This window comes from Pseudomonas sp. CFBP 13710 (genome assembly GCF_014842235.1).
Taxonomy (GTDB): domain Bacteria; phylum Pseudomonadota; class Gammaproteobacteria; order Pseudomonadales; family Pseudomonadaceae; genus Aquipseudomonas; species Aquipseudomonas baltica.
In genome coordinates this window covers 154,012-173,976 of sequence record NZ_JACYVJ010000002.1, presented here as the reverse complement: position 1 = coordinate 173,976, position 19,965 = coordinate 154,012, and the positions used below count along the sequence as shown (strand labels likewise).

16 protein-coding genes are annotated in these 19,965 nt (G+C 62.6%); 10 read left to right on the top strand and 6 right to left on the bottom strand.

Features of this window, described 5'->3' with window-relative positions:
* The first annotated feature begins 110 nt into the window (after positions 1 to 110).
* Both IFT44_RS05345 and IFT44_RS05340 read left to right on the top strand, forming a co-directional pair.
* On the top strand, positions 111 to 476 hold the full coding sequence (locus IFT44_RS05345; RefSeq protein WP_342214264.1) for a septal ring lytic transglycosylase RlpA family protein: 366 nt from the start codon (positions 111 to 113) through the stop codon (positions 474 to 476).
* Between the two features lie 57 nt (positions 477 to 533).
* A complete protein-coding gene (locus tag IFT44_RS05340; RefSeq protein ID WP_122479736.1) occupies positions 534 to 1,559 on the top strand; it encodes a calcium/sodium antiporter in 1,026 nt (341 codons plus the stop codon).
* Positions 1,560 to 1,572: 13 nt separating this feature from the next.
* Here IFT44_RS05340 and IFT44_RS05335 read toward each other — a convergent pair whose 3' ends face one another.
* The 6 genes from IFT44_RS05335 to IFT44_RS05310 form a co-directional block, all read right to left on the bottom strand.
* Complete coding sequence (locus IFT44_RS05335; protein ID WP_122479521.1) at positions 1,573 to 2,928, bottom strand: amino acid permease; 1,356 nt, start codon at positions 2,926 to 2,928, stop codon at positions 1,573 to 1,575.
* A 45-nt stretch (positions 2,929 to 2,973) separates the two neighbouring features.
* Positions 2,974 to 3,915 (bottom strand): AEC family transporter, encoded by a 942-nt coding sequence (locus IFT44_RS05330; RefSeq protein ID WP_185794060.1) that lies wholly within the window; start codon positions 3,913 to 3,915, stop codon positions 2,974 to 2,976.
* Positions 3,916 to 4,123: 208 nt separating this feature from the next.
* Positions 4,124 to 5,035: a 5-dehydro-4-deoxyglucarate dehydratase gene (kdgD, locus tag IFT44_RS05325; protein ID WP_122479523.1), complete on the bottom strand. Its 912-nt coding sequence runs from the start codon at positions 5,033 to 5,035 to the stop codon at positions 4,124 to 4,126.
* A gap of 769 nt (positions 5,036 to 5,804) precedes the next feature.
* Positions 5,805 to 6,554 carry a FadR/GntR family transcriptional regulator gene (locus IFT44_RS05320; protein WP_122479524.1) on the bottom strand — a complete coding sequence of 250 codons (750 nt, stop codon included), beginning with the start codon at positions 6,552 to 6,554 and terminating at the stop codon, positions 5,805 to 5,807.
* A gap of 154 nt (positions 6,555 to 6,708) precedes the next feature.
* Positions 6,709 to 7,269 (bottom strand): response regulator transcription factor, encoded by a 561-nt coding sequence (locus tag IFT44_RS05315; protein WP_122479525.1) that lies wholly within the window; start codon positions 7,267 to 7,269, stop codon positions 6,709 to 6,711.
* Entirely contained in the window at positions 7,266 to 8,525 is a 1,260-nt protein-coding gene (locus IFT44_RS05310) for an ATP-binding protein (RefSeq protein ID WP_122479526.1), read from the bottom strand. Before IFT44_RS05310 ends, IFT44_RS05315 begins: the two co-directional genes overlap by 4 nt.
* 169 nt (positions 8,526 to 8,694) lie before the next feature.
* Here IFT44_RS05310 and IFT44_RS05305 point away from each other — a divergent pair, with 169 nt between their 5' ends.
* The 8 genes from IFT44_RS05305 (at position 8,695) to IFT44_RS05270 (ending at position 19,957) form a co-directional block, all read left to right on the top strand.
* Complete coding sequence (locus tag IFT44_RS05305; RefSeq protein WP_192057685.1) at positions 8,695 to 9,405, top strand: SIMPL domain-containing protein; 711 nt, start codon at positions 8,695 to 8,697, stop codon at positions 9,403 to 9,405.
* A gap of 62 nt (positions 9,406 to 9,467) precedes the next feature.
* Positions 9,468 to 11,069 carry an ABC transporter substrate-binding protein gene (locus IFT44_RS05300; protein ID WP_192057686.1) on the top strand — a complete coding sequence of 534 codons (1,602 nt, stop codon included), beginning with the start codon at positions 9,468 to 9,470 and terminating at the stop codon, positions 11,067 to 11,069.
* Positions 11,070 to 11,325: 256 nt separating this feature from the next.
* Positions 11,326 to 12,927 (top strand): ABC transporter substrate-binding protein, encoded by a 1,602-nt coding sequence (locus tag IFT44_RS05295; RefSeq protein ID WP_185794064.1) that lies wholly within the window; start codon positions 11,326 to 11,328, stop codon positions 12,925 to 12,927.
* A 212-nt stretch (positions 12,928 to 13,139) separates the two neighbouring features.
* The gene (locus IFT44_RS05290) at positions 13,140 to 14,738 is read left to right on the top strand and encodes an ABC transporter substrate-binding protein (RefSeq protein ID WP_122479530.1); all 1,599 of its coding nucleotides are present in this window, start codon (positions 13,140 to 13,142) and stop codon (positions 14,736 to 14,738) included.
* Between the two features lie 162 nt (positions 14,739 to 14,900).
* Positions 14,901 to 16,280: an OprD family porin gene (locus IFT44_RS05285; protein WP_192175547.1), complete on the top strand. Its 1,380-nt coding sequence runs from the start codon at positions 14,901 to 14,903 to the stop codon at positions 16,278 to 16,280.
* Between the two features lie 72 nt (positions 16,281 to 16,352).
* Positions 16,353 to 17,948 (top strand): ABC transporter substrate-binding protein, encoded by a 1,596-nt coding sequence (locus tag IFT44_RS05280; RefSeq protein WP_122479532.1) that lies wholly within the window; start codon positions 16,353 to 16,355, stop codon positions 17,946 to 17,948.
* 76 nt (positions 17,949 to 18,024) lie between these two features.
* Positions 18,025 to 19,035, top strand: coding sequence for an ABC transporter permease subunit (locus IFT44_RS05275; RefSeq protein WP_122479533.1), 1,011 nt, complete (start codon positions 18,025 to 18,027; stop codon positions 19,033 to 19,035).
* Between the two features lie 10 nt (positions 19,036 to 19,045).
* Positions 19,046 to 19,957 (top strand): ABC transporter permease subunit, encoded by a 912-nt coding sequence (locus tag IFT44_RS05270; RefSeq protein ID WP_049861914.1) that lies wholly within the window; start codon positions 19,046 to 19,048, stop codon positions 19,955 to 19,957.
* Positions 19,958 to 19,965: the final 8 nt, after the last annotated feature.

Sequence of the window (19,965 nt, the reverse complement as noted above, 5' to 3'; positions counted from 1 at the left end):
TCCGGCGCAGTTGTAGCAGCGGCGCGAGCCGCGTCCGGCTTCAACGCGGTGAAGCAAACGGACCGCGAATACCGCCAACGCGGTTTGCGCCGCTGCTACAGGCGCTGCGTGTGTGCTGTGTCGGTGCAATTGCCGTGCTGGCGGGCTGCGCCGGCCAGAACGACCTCATCGACCCGCGCGGCTACAACCGCGAGGGGGTCGCTTCCTACTACGGCGCACGCCATCATGGTGCTCGCACCGCCAGTGGCGAACGCTTCGATCAACACGGTCTCACCGCTGCCCACCGCCAGCTTCCATTCGGTACCCGGGTAGTGGTGACCAATCTGTCCAACAAGCGCAATGTAGTGGTGCGGATCAACGATCGCGGCCCACATTCGCGCGGGCGCCTGATCGATGTGTCAAAAGGCGCTGCCGAAGAATTGGGCATGCTGCGCAGCGGCACGGCCCGAGTGCGCGTGCAGACCTTGCAAGACTGACCTGGAGCGACCCTTATCCCCGATCTTGCCACCCTGCCCGGCCCGACCTTGCTGCAACTGTTCGCAGGGCTGCTGCTGCTGATTGCCGGCGCCGAGTGCCTGGTGCGCGGCGCCGTGCGCCTGGCGGCCGCGCTCAAGATCAGGCCGCTGGTAGTGGGCCTGGGCGTGGTTGCGCTGGGCAGCAGTGTGCCGCAGCTGGCCGTCAGCCTGCAGGCGACGTTCGTCGGTACGCCGGACATCGCCGTCGGCAGCCTGGTGGGCAGCAATATCTTCAGTTTGCTGGTGACCCTGGGGCTGTCCGCGCTGATCATTCCGCTACGGGTTTCGCGGCAACTGCTGCGGCTCGATATTCCTCTGTTGATCGCAGCCAGTGCGCTGGTGTTCGGGCTGGCCCTGAACGAACAGTTGGGGCGCCTGGAAGGCGGCGTCCTGCTTCTGGCCCTGGTCGGCTATCTGGGCGTGCTGTGGCGCCAGTCTCGGCATCCGGGCCGGGTGGCGACAGCCCAGGGCACAGCGCCCTGGCTCAAGTGCCTGGGCATGATGCTCGGCGGCTTGCTGCTGCTGGGCGCGGGCAGCCACTGGCTGCTGGAAGCGGCGCTGGAGCTGGCCACCGATTTCGGCTTGTCGGACCGGGTGATCGGGTTGACCATCGTGGCCGTCGGCACCTCACTGCCGGAACTGGCGACGTCGTTGGTCGCCGCCTTTCGCGGTCACCGCGAGATCGCAGTGGGCAACGTCATCGGCAGCAACCTGTTCAACCTGCTCGGTGTGCTCGGCCTGACCGCAGTGCTGGCACCTGCGCCCCTGAGCGTGTCACCCAACGCGCTGGACTTCGACCTGCCGGTGATGCTCGGCGTCACCCTGCTGTGCCTGCCGCTGTTCTATTCCGGATACCGGGTCACGCGGATCGAAGGGCTGGTGCTGCTGGGGTTGTACGTCGCGTATGGCCTGCACGTGGTGGCGTTCACCACGGGCATGCCATTGGCGGCCAGGCTGGAAGAGCTGATGCTGTTCTACGTGCTGCCGTTGCTGGCGGCGGTGGTGCTGTGGGGCACCCTGCGCGCCTGGCGCCGACAGCACTGAGCCAGGCGGCCTCCTACCCTGCCCGACGCTTCTTGACCATCCAGGCCACGGCCAGCACCCCAAGCCACAAGGGAATCAACAGCACCGAAATGCGGATTCCCGGCGTCATGTACATGATCACCAGAATGCCCGCCAGGAACAGCAGGCATACCCAGTTGGTGATCGGGTAGCCCCAGCTGGGGAAGAACGTCGCCTGACCGTTGGCGCGCATGGCCTTGCGAAACTTCAGGTGAGTGATGCTGATGATGCCCCAGTTGATGACCAGTGCGGACACGGCCAACGCCATCAACAAGCCGAAGGCCTCGCCCGGCATCAGGTAGTTGATGACCACGCTCAACCCGGTCGCCATGGCGGAAATACCCAGCGCTTTCATGGGCACGCCACGGCGGTTGACCTTGAGCAGGGTCTTGGGCGCATCGCCCTGCACCGCCAGGCCGAACAGCATGCGGCTGTTGCAATAGACGCAGCTGTTGTACACCGACAGCGCCGCGGTCAGCACTACCACGTTGAGCACGGTTGCCACTACGTTGCTGTCCAGCGCATGGAAGATCATCACGAACGGGCTGCCACCTTCGACCACTTTCTGCCACGGATACAGCGACAACAAGATGGTCAGGGCGCCCACGTAGAACAGCAGGATCCGGTAGATCACCTGGTTGGTGGCCTTGGGGATGCTGCGCTTGGGATCATCGGCTTCGGCGGCGGTGATGCCGACCAGCTCCAGGCCACCGAAGGAAAACATGATGACCGCCATGGCCAGGGTCAATCCACCGATGCCGTTGGGGAAGAAGCCGCCGTATTGCCACAGGTTGGCGATGCTGGCGTCCGGCCCACCGCTGCCGGTGGCCAGCATCCAGGCGCCGAAGCCGATCATGCTGACGATGGCGGCCACCTTGATCAGCGAAAACCAGAACTCCATCTCGCCATAGATCTTCACCTGGAACATGTTGATCGCGTTGATCAGCACGAAGAACACCGCGGCCGAGGCCCAGGTCGGCACGTCCGGCCACCAGTACTTGATGTAGATGCCCACGGCGGTCAACTCGGCCATGCCTACCAGCACATACAGCACCCAATAGTTCCAACCGGACATGAAGCCAGCCAGGCCGCTCCAGTAGCGGTTGGCGAAATGGCTGAAGGTACCGGTGACCGGCTCTTCAACGACCATTTCGCCCAGCTGGCGCATGATGAAGAAGGCAATCAGGCCGCCGATCGCGTAACCCAGGATGACCGACGGGCCGGCCATGCCGATGGTCTGGGCGATGCCCAGGAACAGGCCGGTGCCGATCGCCCCGCCCAGGGCAATGAGCTGGATATGCCTGTTTTTCAGACCCCGATGCAGACCTTCGGGGGTGGATTGATCATCCATTGCGGTTCCTTAGCGGGTGAATGCTTGCGGGTGTGCAAGCAGCGTCTAGATCCAGCCGCCCCACTGCAACAGGAATATTCCGATATTGGTGGTGATGGCTGCCGCCAGGGTGGTGATGACGATGATGGCGGCGGCGAGCGAATAGTTGCCGCCGCTGGCCCGCACCATGACATAACCGACCGAGGCCGAAGGAGCGCCAATATACAGGAACAGAATGCCCAGTTCCGCCCCGCGAAAGCCCAACAGCCAGGCACCGAAGGTACCGACGATCGGCAGCAGGATCATTTTCACCGCGCTGGCACTCAGCGCCACCGAACCACTGCTGCGCAATGCGGCCAGCGACAGGGTCCCGCCGATGCAGATCAGCGCCAGCGGCAGGCTCATTTGCGCGACGTAGTCAGCGGAGGTCAGGATCCAGTTGGGAATGGGCACCTGCAACCAGGCGAAGGGCACGGCCAATACCACGCTGATGATCAACGGGTTGACCAGGATGCTTTTGCAGATGCTGAGCGGATCGGACTTGATGTTCGGGCTGTAGATCGCCAGCACCACTACCGACAGCGAGTTGTAGAGCACGATCACCAAACCGGCGAGGATCGAGCCCAGGGAGATGCCGTAGTCGCCATACATGCTGCCCGCCAGGGCCAGGCCGATGACACCGTTGTTGCCGCGAAAGGCGCCCTGGGTGAACACCCCACGGTCGACTTGCGGGCATCGCTTGGTGGCGATCCACCAGGCGATGGCGAAGCTGCCCACCGTGGCCACCACGAAATACACCAGCAGGCCCGGCTTGAGTGCAGAGCGCAGGTCGGCATGGTAGATGCCCAGAAACAGCAGCGACGGCATGCAGACGTTGAACACCAGGGCCGAGGCGGTCTTGATGAAGTTGTCGTTGATCCACTCGATCCGCTTCAGCCCGTAGCCGAGAAACAGCATGGCGAACACCGGAGCGGTCACGTTCAGGGTCTGCAGAAATAGGGCGAGCATGCCGGGGAACCTGTTGCCTGGGGTCAGGCGACAATGATAGCGAGGATGTGGGGGTCAGGCGGGGAAATTCTGGAAAGGTATGGCAGGCAGGGCCGCTTCGCGGGCAGAGGGCTGGCCCCCCGCCCCGCTCCCACAGAGATCCTCAGTGTCTGCAGGATTCCCATAGGAGCGGTCAGCGGCCGCGAAAGCCGCACTGCAGTTTCGAGGCTTACTGCGGACCCATCTTGTCCATCAGGGCAGCGAGCATTTCGTACTCTTCGCCGGTCAGGTCGGTCAGCGGGGTGCGCACCGGGCCTGCGTCGTAGCCGGCAATCTTCGCGCCTGCCTTGACGATGCTGACTGCGTAGCCGGATTTACGATTGCGAATGTCCAGGTAAGGCAGGAAGAAGTCGTCGATCAACTTGCCCACGGTGACATGATCTTCAGCGGCGATTGCGCGGTAGAAGTCCATGGCGGTCTTCGGGATGAAGTTGAACACGGCGGACGAATACACCGGCACACCCAGAGCCTTGTAGGCCGCTGCATAGACTTCGGCGGTCGGCAGGCCACCCAGGTAGCTGAAGCGATCGCCCAGGCGACGGCGGATCGACACCATCAGTTCGATGTCGCCCAGGCCGTCCTTGTAGCCGATCAGGTTCGGGCAGCTTTCGGCCAGGCGTTCCAGCAATGGCGCGTTCAAACGGCAGACATTGCGGTTGTAGACGATGACGCCGATGTTGACCGATTTGCACACGGCCTCGACGTGGGCGGCTACGCCGTCCTGGCTCGCTTCGGTCAGGTAGTGCGGCAGCAGCAGCAGACCCTTCGCGCCCAGGCGCTCGGCTTCCTGTGCATACTCGATGGCCTGGCGAGTGGAACCACCAACGCCGGCGAGGATAGGCACGCTGGTGGCGCAGGTGTCGACGGCAGTCTTGATCACTTGCGAGTATTCGCTGGCAGCCAGGGAGAAGAACTCACCGGTGCCGCCGGCGGCGAACAGGGCGCTGGCGCCGTAGGGGGCAAGCCATTCCAGGCGCTTGATGTAGCCTTCGCGATGGAAGTCGCCCTGGGCAGTGAAGTCGGTTACTGGAAAAGACAGCAGGCCGTGATTGAGGATGGACTTTAGTTCTTGTGGATTCATTGTTTGAACACCCTGAGTCGCATGGAAAATTGAACAACCAAGCAGCCATGGCTGGCTGATGTCGTACGTCATCGTACAACTACTTATGCAGTTCCTCAATAGGTTGAACGAAGTATTTTCAGATTGTCCCTGATGGGCTTCACCGAACGCCGAGACGACACAAGGGATCCCTGTAGCAGCGGCGCGAGCCGCGTCCGGTGGCACCGCGTTCTGCCAGATACACCGCGGCACCCGCCGACGCGGCTTGCGCCGCTGCTACAAGGGTTGCGGTGTTTCTGTAGCAGCGGCGCGAGCCGCGTCCGGTGGCACCGCGCTCTGCCAGATACACCGCGCCAGCCGCCGACGCGGCTTGCGCCGCTGCTACAAGGATTGCGGTGTTCTGTAGCAGCGGCGCAAGCCGCGTCCGGCCGCACCGCGTTCTGCCAGGTACACCGCGGCAACCGCCGACGCGGCTTGCGCCGCTGCTACAAGGGTTGCGGTGTTTCTGTAGCAGCGGCGCGAGCCGCGTCCGGTGGCACCGCGTTCTGCCAGATACACCGCGGCACCCGCCGACGCGGCTTGCGCCGCTGCTACAAGGGTTGCGGTGTTTCTGTAGCAGCGGCGCGAGCCGCGTCCGGTGGCACCGCGTTCTGCCAGATACACCGCGGCAACCGCCGACGCGGCTTTCGCCGCTGCTACAAGGGTTGCGGTGTTTCTGTAGCAGCGGCGCAAGCCGCGTCCGGCCTCGCTGCGGTCTGCCAGATCACCGCGCCGACCGCCGACGCGGCGTTCAGCCCCTGCCCGCTTCGGCTTCCTGGTGCGCCTGGCGCAAACGCTCGCGGCTGTTGGTCAGGTGCAGGCGCATGGCTGCGCGTGCGGCATCGGAATCCTGGCGGGCGATGGCGTCGTAGATTTCCTCGTGCTCGCGACTGAGTCGGGTCATGTAGTGCTGCTGGTCGTCATGTGCCAGACGTGCCGAATTCAGGCGGGTGCGGGGAATGATGCTGGTGCCCAGGTGCGTCATGATGTCGGTGAAATAGCGGTTGCCGGTGGACAAGGCAATCTGCAGATGGAACTGGAAATCGGACGCCACTGCATCGCTGGCATGGGCCGCGCTTTCGTTCAGCGCATCGAGGGCCGCGCGCATCGCCGCCAGTTGCTCGGGCGAGCGACGGCTGGCGGCCAGCCCGGCGGACTCCACTTCCAGGCTGATACGCAGCTCGAGCACGGCGAGCACATCGCGCAAGGTCACGATGGTCGCCGGATCGATGCGAAAACCACTCGGGCTGGGCGTATCCAGCACGAAGGTGCCGATGCCGTGGCGGGTTTCGACCTGACCTGCCGCCTGCAGCCGGGAAATGGCTTCACGCACCACGGTCCGGCTGACGCCCTGCTCTTCCATGATGGCCGACTCGGTAGGCAGCTTGTCGCCACGCTTGAGGTCACCATCGAGGATGCGCTGGGTCAGCACGGCCACCAGTTCCTGGGCCAGGCTGCGCGGTTTGCGACGGGCGCGTGGGGCGGCGCTCTGAGTATCCATAGTGAAAGTCATTCTCGAAACGGTCGGTGATTGGAGCAATCATAGCCTAAAGCGGGTTGTACGATCATGGCATGAGCCGCCGCAGGGCCCGGCGGGCGGGCGAATGCCGCCTACCCGGGCGCGCAGGGCGCCAGCCAGAGCGCTCCACGCGAATTTACCGACGCACGGGGCGTTTCTGCAATTTGCGTTGCAGGGTACGCCGGTGCATACCCAGCGCTCGCGCCGTGGCGGAAATGTTGCCGGCGTGCTCGGTGAGCACTCGCTGGATGTGCTCCCATTGCAGGCGGTCGACCGACATCGGGTTTTCCGGCACCAGCGTGTCGAGGTCAGCGTGTTCGGCCGACAGCGCCGCCAGTACGTCATCGGCGTCGGCGGGCTTGCACAGGTAGTTGCAGGCGCCACGCTTGATCGCCTCCACCGCAGTGGCGATGCTCGAATAGCCGGTGAGAATCACCACGCGCATTTCCGGATCCAGCTCCAGCAGCTTGGGCAGCAGCACCAGGCCCGAATCGCCTTCCATCTTCAGGTCCAGCGCGGCGTAGTCGGGTACATCGTCCTGGGCCAGCTTCAAGCCTTCCTCGGCGCTGCCTGCGGTGCTTACGCGAAAGCCTCGGCGGGTCATGGCACGGGCCATCACACGGGTAAACGTGGCGTCGTCGTCCACCAGCAACAGGTGCGGCAGCTCTTCGCCTTCGACTTGGTTTTCGTCAGTCATCGATCATCTCCTGGGACGCCACGGGGCAGGCGCAGCTCGGTGAGCGTGCCGCCCTCTTCATGACTATAGAGTTTTACCGAGCCGCCGGCGCGAGTCACGCTGGCCTTGCTCAAGAACAGGCCAAGGCCGAAGCCCTTGCCCTTGGTAGTGAAGAACGGTTTGCCGATCTGCTCGGCAATGGCCAGGGGAACACCCGCGCCGTGGTCGCGGATCACGATGAAGATGTCTTCACTGTCCCAGTCCAGCTTGACCTCGAGGTTGTCGGGGCAGGCATCGGCGGCGTTGTTGAGCAGGTTGAGCAGCGCCTGGGTGAGGTCCGGAGGCGGCGACAGGTGCGGCACCTCGCCTTGGCCCAGGCGGTGGAAACGGTAGCTGGACTCGGGGCGCATCAGATGCCAGCGATTGAGGGCTTCGTCGAGCCAGGCGGTGACCGGCTGATCGACCACGGCCATGCGTCGGTTGGCTTCGGCAGCCCGCACCAGTTGCTGGAGGGTTTCCTTGCACAGCTTGACCTGATCCTGCAGCACCTGCAGGTCTTCCTGCAGTTCAGGCTGGGGATGGTCCTGGCGCATTTCCTTGAGCAGCACGCTCATGGTGGCGAGCGGCGTACCCAGCTCATGGGCAGCGCCCGCAGCCTCGGTGGCCACGGCCAGCAGTTGCTGGTCACGCAGGCCCTCTTCGCGGCGCTGGGCACGCAGCTGTTCCTGGCGCCGCAGCTCCTCGGCCATCTTGGCAGCGAAGAAGGTAATCACCGAAGCAGCCAGGGCGAAGCTCAGCCACATGCCGTAGATCTGCAGGTTTTCACGGCCGATCGGCAGCGTGTCGAGGGGGTAGAAGTGCGCCAGCATGAAGGTGTAGCAGGCCAGCGCGATGCCTGAGAGCACCAGGGAGTAGACCCACGGCAGGGTCACGGCGGCAATGGTCAGGGGCACCAGGTAGTAGGACACGAACGGGTTGGCGCCGCCGCCCGAATAGTAGAGCAGGACACTGTGGATCAGCAGGTCGCAGGCCAGTTGCAGGGCGTACTCGAGCTCGGTGACCGGCAACGAGAAGCGCAGGCGCAGGACGGTCAGCGCGCAGAGTATGGCGGACACCGCCAGGGTGGTGCTCAGCGCCAGCCAGGGCAACGGCAGCAGGTGCGTCAGGTAGGCGAAACCAACCGAGCCGGCCTGAGCGGCCAGTACCAGGGTGCGGATGAAGGTCAGGCGCCAGAGGTTCTGGCGTGAAGCGGAAAGAGGCATAGGATGGGCGAGCATTTGCTCTCCAGTGAGCGCTGCAGGCGGATCGGTGCAAGTATAACCAACTCGACACGCCGACAGCGGAAACTGCGGCAAATGACCGCGCGAAACGCATGAACCAGGCATCGTTCAGGAACCGCATCCGGCCTGGCCAGTCTTACCCAGCACCTACAACAAGGAGTTTTCCATGCCCGTCATCACCCGCAGCGCCGCTTTGGTCCTTGGCGCGAGCCTGCTGGCCAGCCTTCCCGCGCTGGCCGACGAAGCCCGCTACAACCAGATTTCCCTGCGCGCCGAGGTCAGCCAGGAAGTGCCCCGCGACCTGATGCTCGTGACCCTCTACAGCGAAGAGCAGAACGCCGACCCGGCCAAGCTCGCCGCCGGAATTACCGACACCTTGAACAAAGCCCTCGCCCAGGCGCGCGAAGTCAAGGGCGTGATCGTGCGCCAGGGCAGCCGCAACAGCTACCCGATCTATGACGACAAAGGCCAGGCCATCACCGGCTGGCGCGAGCGCGCGGAAGTGCGCCTGGAAAGCGCCGATTTCCCCGCGCTGTCCAAACTCACCGGCGAACTGCTGCAGAGCCTGAAAATGGGCGCCATGGACTTCTCGATCGCCGACAAGACCCGCAAGCAGAGCGAAGACGCCCTGCTCAAGGAAGCCGTCGCTGCGTTCAAGGCCCGTGCTCAACTGGCCACCGACGCCTTGGGTGGCAAGAGCTACAAGGTGGTCAATCTCAACCTCAACAGCGCGGGCTATCCGCGGCCCTACGCGTCCGCCCCGATGATGATGAAAGCCGCCCGTTCCGACGCTGCCCCGGTAACCCCGGACGTGGAAGCCGGCACCAGCGAGGTCAGCATCAACGCTGATGGCGTCATCGAAGTCGTGATGCCTTGATGCGCTGCCGCCCTTGATCGGGCGGCCCTATCCCCTATTGCCATTCATCTGCCGAGGCCCCCATGCACATCCCCGCCTTCAAGCCACTGCTCCTGACCGCTGCCCTGTGTGCCGGGATGCCCATGGCCCAGGCCGCGAGCACCCTGGTGTACTGCTCCGAAGCCAGCCCCGCCGGCTTCGACCCCAGCCAATACACCAGCGGCACCGATTTCGACGCTTCAGCGGAAACCGTCTTCAATCGCCTGACCCAGTTCAAGCGCGGCGGCACCGAAGTCGAGCCTGGCCTGGCCACCTCCTGGGACGTATCGGCCGACGGTTTGAGCTACACCTTTCACTTGCGCGAAGGGGTCAAGTTCCACAGCACCGACTACTTCACGCCCAGCCGCGATTTCAACGCCGACGACGTGCTGTTCACCTTCCAGCGCCTGCTCGATCCCGAGCACCCCTTTCGCAAGGCCTACCCTTCGGAATCGCCCTACTTCACCGACATGGGCCTGAACACCAACATCAAGTCGGTCAGCAAACAGGACGAGCACACCGTCGTCTTCACCCTCGCCACGGTCGATGCCGCGTTCGTGCAGAACCTGGCCATGAGCTTCGCCTCGGTGCAATCCGCCGAATATGCCGCGCAGCTGCTCAAGCAGGGCAAGGCTGCCGACATCAATCAGAAACCGATCGGCACCGGCCCGTTCGTCTTCAAGCGCTATCAGAAGGATTCGCAGATCCGCTACGTTGCCAACAAGGCGTACTGGAAGCCTGAAGACGTCAAGCTCGACAACCTGATCTTCGCGATCAATACCGATGCTGCCGTGCGCCTGCAGAAACTCAAGGCCGGCGAATGCCAGGTCAGCGGCTATCCGCGTCCCGCCGACATCGAGGTGATGAAACAGGATCCCAACCTGCGTGTGCTCAGCCAGCCCGGCTTCAACCTGGGCTTCCTTGCCTACAACGTGACCCATCCGCCGCTCGATCAACTCAAGGTGCGTCAGGCACTGGACATGGCGATCGACAAGCCCGCCATCATCAAGGCGGTGTACCAGAGCGCCGGCCAACTGGCACAGAACGCCCTGCCCCCCGCGCAATGGTCTTACGACACGGGCATCAAGGACGCGCCCCACGACATCACCAAGGCCCGCGCGCTGCTCAAGGAAGCCGGGATCAAGGAAGGCACGACCATCGACCTGTGGGCCATGACGGTGCAGCGCGCTTCCAACCCCAACGCGCGCATGTCGGCGCAGATGATCCAGAGCGATTGGGCCAAGGTCGGCATCAAGGCCAACATCGTCAGCTACGAATGGGGCGAGTACATCAAGCGCGCCAAGAACGGCGAGCACGACACCATGATCTACGGCTGGACCGGCGACAACGGCGACCCCGACAACTGGCTCGGCGTGCTCTACAGCTGTGCGGCGGTCAAGGGCAGCAACTACGCCAAATGGTGCGACCCGGCCTACGACAAGCTGATCCAGCAGGCCAAGCTGAGCAGCGATCGCGACGAGCGTGTGAAGCTGTACCAGCAGGCGCAGCGTATCCTCAAGCAACAGGTGCCGATCACGCCCATCGCCAACTCCACGGTGTTCCAGCCCATGCGCAAGGAAGTTCAGGACTTCCGCATCAGCCCCTTCGGCCTGACCCCTTTCTACGGTGTCAGCCTCTCGCAGTGATACCTAACGCCCCATTGCAGTGCGCCAGCGTGGTGCAGTGGGGTCGATAAGCGTGCGTTCTGCTGCAAAACGTTATTGATCGTGCGTTCAACTATCGAAAAAATTATATCGATGCGACATTCGTGTACGCCCGTCCCACCGTTTCAACCCCGATTCGATGCAAACAGTTGATTTGGGTATGCCGCCTGCATAAGTATCGGCCGGGTCGGCCCACAAGGTCGCCCTCATTCTTAAAATGACAACAACTGAGGCCACCATGCTCAAAACCGCGGTCATTCCGTTCATCGTCGGGGCCGGCCTGCTTGCCAGCGCCCCTTTCGCCCATGCTGCGAGCAACCTTGTATTCTGCTCCGAAGGCAGTCCGGCGGGTTTTGACCCGGCGCTGTATACCAGTGGCACGGATTTCGACGCTTCTGCAGAAACCGTCTTCAACCGTCTGAGCCAGTTCGAGCGTGGCGGCACTGCGGTCATTCCAGGCCTGGCCACGAGCTGGGACATCTCCGAAGACGCACTGACCTACACCTTCCACCTGCGCGAAGGGGTCAAGTTCCACACCACCGACTACTTCAAGCCGTCCCGCGAATTCAACGCCGACGACGTGCTGTTCACGTTCAACCGCATGATCGACAAGAACATGCCGTTCCGCAAAGCCTATCCGACCGAGTTCCCGTACTTCACCGACATGGGCATGGACGAGAACATCACCAACATCGAGAAGCTCGACGACCACACCGTTCGCTTCACCCTGAAGACCGTCGATGCCGCCTTCATCCAGAACATGGCGATGAGCTTCGCCTCGATCCAGTCCGCCGAATACGCCGCCCAACTGCTCAAGCAGGGCAAGGCCGCCGACATCAACCAGAAGCCGATCGGCACCGGCCCGTTCGTGTTCAACCGCTACCAGAAAGACGCGCAGATTCGCTACAAGGGCAACAAGGACTACTGGAATCCGGACGACGTGAAGATCGACAACCTGATCTTCGCCATCACCACCGATGCATCGGTGCGCATGCAGAAACTCAAGAAGAACGAATGCCAGGTCAGCGTGTACCCGCGCCCGGCCGACCTCAAGCCGCTCAAGGAAGACAACAAGCTGCAGATGCCTGACCAGGCCGGCTTCAACCTGGGCTACATCGCCTACAACGTCACCCATGAACCGCTGGGCAACCTCAAGGTCCGCCAGGCGCTGGACATGGCCGTGAACAAGAAAAGCATCATCGAAGCCGTGTACCAGGGCGCTGGCCAGCTGGCCGTGAACGCCATGCCGCCGACCCAGTGGTCCTACGACGAAAGCATCAAGGACGCCGGCTACAACGTGGAAGAGGCCAAGAAGCTGCTCAAGGAGGCCGGCGTCAAGGAAGGTACCGAGATCACCCTGTGGGCGATGCCGGTGCAGCGTCCCTACAACCCTAACGCCAAGCTGATGGCCGAGATGCTGCAATCGGACTGGGCCAAGGTGGGTATCAAGGCCAAGATCGTCAGTTACGAATGGGGTGAGTACCTCAAGCGAGCCAAGGCCGGCGAGACCGATGCCATGCTGATCGGCTGGAGCGGCGACAACGGTGACCCGGACAACTGGCTCGGCACCCTGTACGGCTGCGACGCGGTGAACGGCAACAACTTCTCGAAGTGGTGCGACAAGGACTACGACCAGTTGATCAAGACCGCCAAGGCCACGCCTGACCAGGCCAAGCGCACCGAACTGTACAAGCAGGCTCAGGTGCGCCTCAAGGAACAGGTGCCGATCACCCCGATCGCGCACTCCACGGTCTACCAGCCCATGAGCGCCAAGGTCACCGACTTCAAGATCAGCCCCTTTGGCTTGAACTCGTTCTATGGCGTAGGCCTGAAGGACTGACAAAGGCGTCTCCCCCATGCAGGCGAGCGATGGACCGGCAGGTCCGTCGCTCACTTTGCCTGCACAAACGCCAGGATCTTTCCCACAGCACTACCGGAATACGCCGACATACACCTTAGTCAAATGGAACTAGCTTTCCTTGGCGACGGCCGTCCTATTCCTGCCAGGGGACTGGCGACCCACGATCGGAAAACAACAAGACAGGGACTATCATGCGACATACAAAGCTTTGCTCCGCCATGCTCGCTCTGGGCCTGCTCGGCCAGGTCGGCCTCAGCCAGGCCGCGAACAGCCTGGTGTACTGCTCCGAAGGCAGCCCCGCAGGTTTCGACATCGCCCAGTACACCAGCGGCACCGACAACGATGCTTCGCAACCGATCTACAACCGCCTGACCGAATTCGAAAAAGGCGGGACCAGTGTCATTCCCGCACTGGCCACCAAATGGGACATCTCGGAAGACGGCCTGACCTACACCTTCCACCTGCGCGAAGGGGTCAAGTTCCACAGCAACGAGGCGTTCAAGCCAACCCGTGACTTCAACGCCGACGACGTGCTGTTCACCTTCAACCGCATGCTCGACCCCAACCAGCCGTTCCGCAAGGCCTACCCCACCGAGTTTCCCTACTTCGTCAGCATGAGCCTGGACAAGAACATCGCCAAGGTCGAAAAAGCTGACGACCACACCGTGGTGTTCACCCTCAACGCCGTGGATGCCGCGTTCGTGCAGAACATCGCCATGAACTTTGCCTCCATCCTGTCCGCCGAGTACGCCGACCAGCTGCTCAAGAGCGGCAACATGCGCGACATCAACCAGAAGCCGATCGGCACCGGCCCGTTCGCCTTCCAGCGTTACCAGAAGGACTCGCAGATCCGCTACAAGGCCAACCCGCAGTACTGGGACATGAGCCAGGTAAAGGTCGACCAGCTGATTTTCGCCATCAACACCGATGCTTCGGTGCGCATGCAGAAGCTCAAGAAGAACGAATGCCAGGTGACGGCCTACCCACGCCCCGCCGACCTCGCGGGCCTCAAGGCAGACCCCAAGCTCAAGGTCATGGAGCAGGCCGGCTACAACCTGGGCTACATCACCTACAACGTGCGCCACAAGCCGTTCGACCAGCTGGAAGTGCGCCAGGCGATGGACATGGCGGTGAACAAGGACGCCATCCTCAAGGCCGTCTACCAGGGTGCCGGGCAAAAAGCAGTCAATGCCATGCCGCCGACCCAGTGGTCCTACGACGAGAGCATCAAGGACGCACCTTTCGACCCGGAGAAAGCCAAGCAGATGCTGCAGGCCGCCGGGGTCAAGGAAGGCACCGAGATCACCCTCTGGGCCATGCCCGTGCAGCGTCCGTACAACCCCAACGCCAAGCTGATGGCTGAAATGCTGCAGGCCGACTGGGGCAAGATCGGCCTCAAGGTCAAGATCGTCAGCTACGAATGGGGCGAGTACCTGGACCGCACCAAACGCGGCGAACACGACGTTTCGCTGATTGGCTGGACTGGCGACAACGGTGACCCGGACAACTGGTTGGGCACGCTGTACAGCTGCGATGCGATTGGCAGCAACAACTACTCGATGTGGTGCAACCAGGACTACGACAAGCTGGTGCAGCAGGCCAAGCGCGTGACCGATCGCGACGAGCGCAGCGTGCTCTATCGCCAGGCGCAGCAGTTGCTCAAGCAGCAGGTACCGATCACCCCGATCGCCCACTCCACCGTCAACCAGCCGGTCAGCGCCAAGGTCGACGGCTTCAAGGTCAGCCCGTTCGGGCGTAACGATTTCGGCGGCGTAAGCGTCCGCGACTAGATAAGCCCAGCCCTCCCAAACCCATGGTCGTGCCATGGGTTTGGGGAGCTTTTGGCAAAAAAGAGCAAGCAAACGTTTGCAACTGTCACCACCCGCCATGGATTGGGCACAAGCCGCACTCGATAAAGCGGCAATAAAACCAAAAAATGTAAGGAGCTTCAGTTGAAAATCACCAAGAGAGCAGTACTCACGTTGTCCTTGAGCGGTTTCACGCCCCTGGCCCTGGCCGAAGAAGTCAGCCAGGCTTTCGTCCCTCTCAGCGTCAAGACCAGCAGCGCCCAGGATGAAGCCCAGGGCTTCATCGAGGACTCGAGCCTGACCGGCTCGACGCGCAACTGGTTCGCCAAGGAAAAAGGCAAGCGCGGCCTGACCTGGGGCATCAACAAAGGCAACGGCGCCACCGAACGCACCGGCAGCCGCGACACCTGGGTACAGGGCACCATCGTCAACTACACCTCGGGCTTTACCCAAGGCACGGTAGGTTTCAGTACCGAAGTGGCGGCCTACAACACCGTCGCTCTGGAGCAAGGCAAAGGCCGCGTGGCTGGCGGCGGCAACCGCACCCTGACCGACCACGACGGCGAAGTGGTCGACCAGTGGACCAAGGCAGGCCTGGCCAACCTCAAGGCACGGGTTTCAAACACGGTGGTGACCGCCGGGCGGCAATCGCTGAACACACCGGTGCTGGCCTTCATCGGCAACCGTGCCCTGCCCTCCAGCTTCGAGGGTGTCAGCGTGCACAGCGCCGAGTTCGACAACCTCGATTTCGACCTCGGTACGTTCAGCCGGGTGTCGCCGCGCACCGAGCAGGGCCTGAGCAAATTCAGGACCGAGTACGGCAACGGCACCACTACCGATCAGGTCAACATCTTCGGCCTCAACTACCAGCCGCTGAAAAGCCTGACCACCAGCCTGTACGCGTCCAACGTCAAGGATCTCTGGAACCAGTACTATTTCGGCGCAGCCCATGAATTGGGGGATGCCTCGGTACTGAGCCTGAGCACCGGGTTCAACTATTACAAGACCAAGGATGCGGGCAGCGCCAAGATGGGTGCCATCGACAACGACACCTACAGCCTGTCGTTGACCGCGACGCACAAGGCGCACAGCCTGACCCTGGCCTTCCAGGAAGTGAACGGCGACGAATACTTCGACTATTTGCACGAGACCAACGCCATCTTCCTGGCCAACTCGCTGTTCTCCGACTACAACGGCCCGAACGAAAAATCGTTCCAGGTCGGCTACGGGCTGGACATGGCCAGCTATGGCGTACCGGGGCTCAAGTTCAGCGTCTACACCGCGCGCGGCTGGGGCATCGATGGCACGCGCTACAGGGGTGGCGGCTATGACGGCATTCAGGCTCAGGACGGCGAAAGCCATTACGAGTACGGCTTCGGCACCTCATACGCCGTGCAGGGCGGGCCATTGAAGGCCAGCACCATTCGCGCGACCTACAGTGCCCACCGCGCCAGCGCCAATCAGGTCGATGGCAGCCTCAACGAGCTGCGCATCGTCACTACCATTCCGTTCCAGATTCTTTGATCGGCGAGCGCTGCCCGTGGTTCGCCGAATCACGGGCAGCGACTACGCTTACGTGCGATTGCGAGGGCAACGATGAAAACGCTATCACTCAAGGCTGCCGTAGCCGCCGCCCTGCTCGGCATGAGCCTGGGCGCCAGTGCCAAACCGCTGGTGGTCTGCACCGAAGCCAGTCCCGAAGGTTTCGATATCGTTCAGTACACCGGTGCGGTGACGGCCGACGCCTCAGCCGAAACGGTGTTCAACCGCCTCGTCGACTTCACGCCGGGCAGCACCGATATCCAGCCCGGCCTGGCACGAAGCTGGGACATCAGCGAAGACGGCAAGACCTACACTTTCCACCTGCGCGAGGGCGTGAAGTTCCATACCACGGACTACTTCAAGCCGACCCGCAACCTCACTGCCGACGACGTGCTGTGGAGCTTCATGCGCCAGTTCGATGCCAACCACCCCTGGCATGACAAGTCGACCATGGGCTATCCGTACTTCGAATCAATGGGCATGGGTGAGTTGATCCAGAGCATCGACAAGCTTGATGAGCTGACCGTGCGTTTCGTGCTCAAGCGCCCAGAGGCGCCCTTCCTGCGCGACATGGCAATGGGCTTCACCTCGATCTATTCCGCCGAATATGCCGACCAGTTGCTCAAGGCCGGCAAGACCGCCGAGCTGAACAGCAAGCCGATCGGCACCGGCCCCTTCGTGTTCGTGCGCTACAGCAAGGACGCTCAGGTTCGCTACAAGGCCAACCCCGACTATTACAACGGCAAGCCACCGGCCGACCCGCTGATCTTCGCCATCACCGTGGACAACAACGTGCGGGCGCAGAAGCTGCGCGCCAACGAATGCCAGGTCGCGGTGTACCCCAAGCCGGACGACGTGCCCGGCATCAAAGCCGACCCGCAGCTCAAGATCGCGGAAATGGACGCCCTGATGACCAGCTACGTGGCCATCAACACCACCCACAAGTACCTGAGCGACGTGCGCGTGCGCCAGGCCATCCAGATGGCCTTCGACAAGCAGACCTTCGTCCGTACGCTGTTCGGCGAAGGCAACGCAACGCCGGGCGTGGGCCCCTACCCGACCACCTTGCTGGGCTACAATCATTCCCTGAAGGACTTGCCCTACGATCCGGCCAAGGCCCGGGCGCTGCTCAAGGAAGCCGGCGTTCCGGAAGGTACGTCGTTCACCATTTTTGCGCGCAATGGCAGCAGCCCGACGAACCCCAATTCCAGCCTGGCGGCGCAGCTGCTCCAGGCGGACCTGGCCAAGGTAGGCATCAAGCTGGATATTCGCGTGCTGGAGTGGGGCGAGTTGATCAAGCGCCTGAAACTGGGCGAACATGACCTGGCTTTCTACGGTTGGGCCGGCGACAACGGCGATCCGGACAACTTTCTCAGCCCGAACCTGACGTGTGAAGCGGCGAAGAACGGCGAAAACGCCGCTCGCTGGTGCAACCCGGAGTTCGATGCATTGGTGAACAAGGCCCGCGAAGCCACTGAACCGGCAGCGCGCGCGGCGTTCTACGAACAGGCACAGGTCATTTTTCTCAAAGAGCAACCCTGGTTGAGCCTGGCGTATCCACGCCTGTTCTCGGCCATGCGCAAGAACGTCGAAGGCTTCCACATAAGCCCGATGACCAATAATAACTTCGCCACCACCCAGGTGAAGTAGAAAAAGACGCCCCGCTTCGGCGCCCAACCGGGCGGACGCGGGGCATGCCTAACCGGCTGATGAGGTACTACGCACGATGTTTAGTTTTATTGCCCGACGTGTGGGATTGCTGATCCCCACTTTCTTCGGCATCACGCTATTGACCTTCGCGTTGATACGCCTGATTCCCGGTGACCCTGTCGAAGTGATGATGGGCGAGCGTCGGGTCGACCCCGAAATGCACGCACAGGCGATGGAACGCCTGGGTCTGAACAAGCCCCTGTATGCCCAGTACCTGGACTACATCGGCAACCTTGCCCAGGGCAACCTGGGCGAGTCGCTGCGGACCCGTGAAAGCGTGTGGACCGAGTTCACCGCACTGTTTCCGGCCACCCTGGAGCTGTCCATTGCCGCGCTGATCTTCGCCGGCATTCTGGGCCTGCTCGCCGGGGTAATCGCCGCACTCAAGCGAGGCTCCCTGTTCGATCACGGGGTCATGGGCATCTCCCTGGCCGGCTATTCCATGCCGATTTTCTGGTGGGGCCTGATCCTGATCATGTTCTTCTCGGTGACCCTGGGCTGGACGCCGGTCTCCGGGCGCATCGACCTGTTGTACGACATCGAGCCGAAAACCGGCTTCATGCTCATCGACACGCTGTTCAGCGAAGACGAAGGCGCCTGGTGGGATGCGCTGCATCACCTGATTCTGCCGGCCATCGTATTGGGCACCATCCCGCTTGCGGTGATCGCGCGCATGACCCGTTCCTCGATGCTCGAAGTACTGCGCGAGGACTACGTGCGCACCGCGCGCGCCAAGGGCCTGTCGCCGGCCCGCGTGGTCTTCGTGCACGGCCTGCGCAACGCGCTGATTCCGGTGCTGACGGTGTTCGGCCTGCAGGTCGGCACGCTGCTGGCCGGTGCGGTACTGACCGAAACCATTTTCTCCTGGCCGGGCATCGGCAAGTGGCTGATCGAGGCCATCGGCGCCCGTGACTACCCTGTCGTGCAGAACGGCATCCTGTTGATCGCCTGCCTGGTGATCCTGGTCAACTTCGTCGTGGATATCCTCTACGGCCTGGCCAACCCACGCATCCGTCATCAGCGCTGAGACCCTATCCATGACTACGAAAATCGAAACGGTAGCGGTGGATCAGAGCCTGCTCTATCCCTCCCCGTACAAAGAATTCTGGCAGGCTTTTGCCAAGAACAAGGGCGCCGTGGCCGGCCTGGTGTTCATGCTGATCATCGTCTTCTGCGCGCTGTTCGCGCCCTGGGTGGCACCGCACAACCCAAGCGAGCAGTACCGCGACTTTCTCCTGACCCCGCCGGTATGGCTGGAAGGCGGCCAGTGGCAGTTCATCCTGGGCACCGACGAACTGGGCCGCGACCTGCTTTCGCGCCTGATCCAGGGTTCGCGGCTGTCGCTGCTGATCGGCCTGTCGTCGGTGGTGATGTCACTGATCCCGGGCATCCTCATGGGTCTGCTGGCCGGCTTTTTCCCACGCATCCTCGGGCCGTCGATCATGCGCCTGATGGACGTCATGCTGGCGCTGCCGTCGCTGCTGCTGGCAGTGGCCATCGTCGCCATTCTCGGCCCTGGCCTGATCAACACCGTGATCGCCATTGCCGTGGTGTCGCTGCCATCCTACGTGCGCCTGACCCGCGCTGCGGTGATGGGTGAACTGAACCGCGACTACGTGACCGCCGCCCGGCTGGCCGGGGCAACGCTGCCACGCCTGATGTTCATTACCGTGCTGCCCAACTGCATGGCGCCGCTGATCGTGCAGGCCACCTTGAGTTTCTCCTCGGCGATTCTCGACGCCGCTGCGCTGGGCTTCCTGGGCCTGGGCGTGCAACCGCCGACGCCGGAATGGGGCACCATGCTGGCCTCGGCGCGGGACTACATCGAACGCGCCTGGTGGGTGGTGAGCCTGCCGGGTCTGACCATTCTGCTCAGCGTGCTGGCAATCAACCTGATGGGCGACGGGCTGCGCGATGCGCTGGACCCCAAACTCAAGAACGCCGCCTGAGGAGCCGA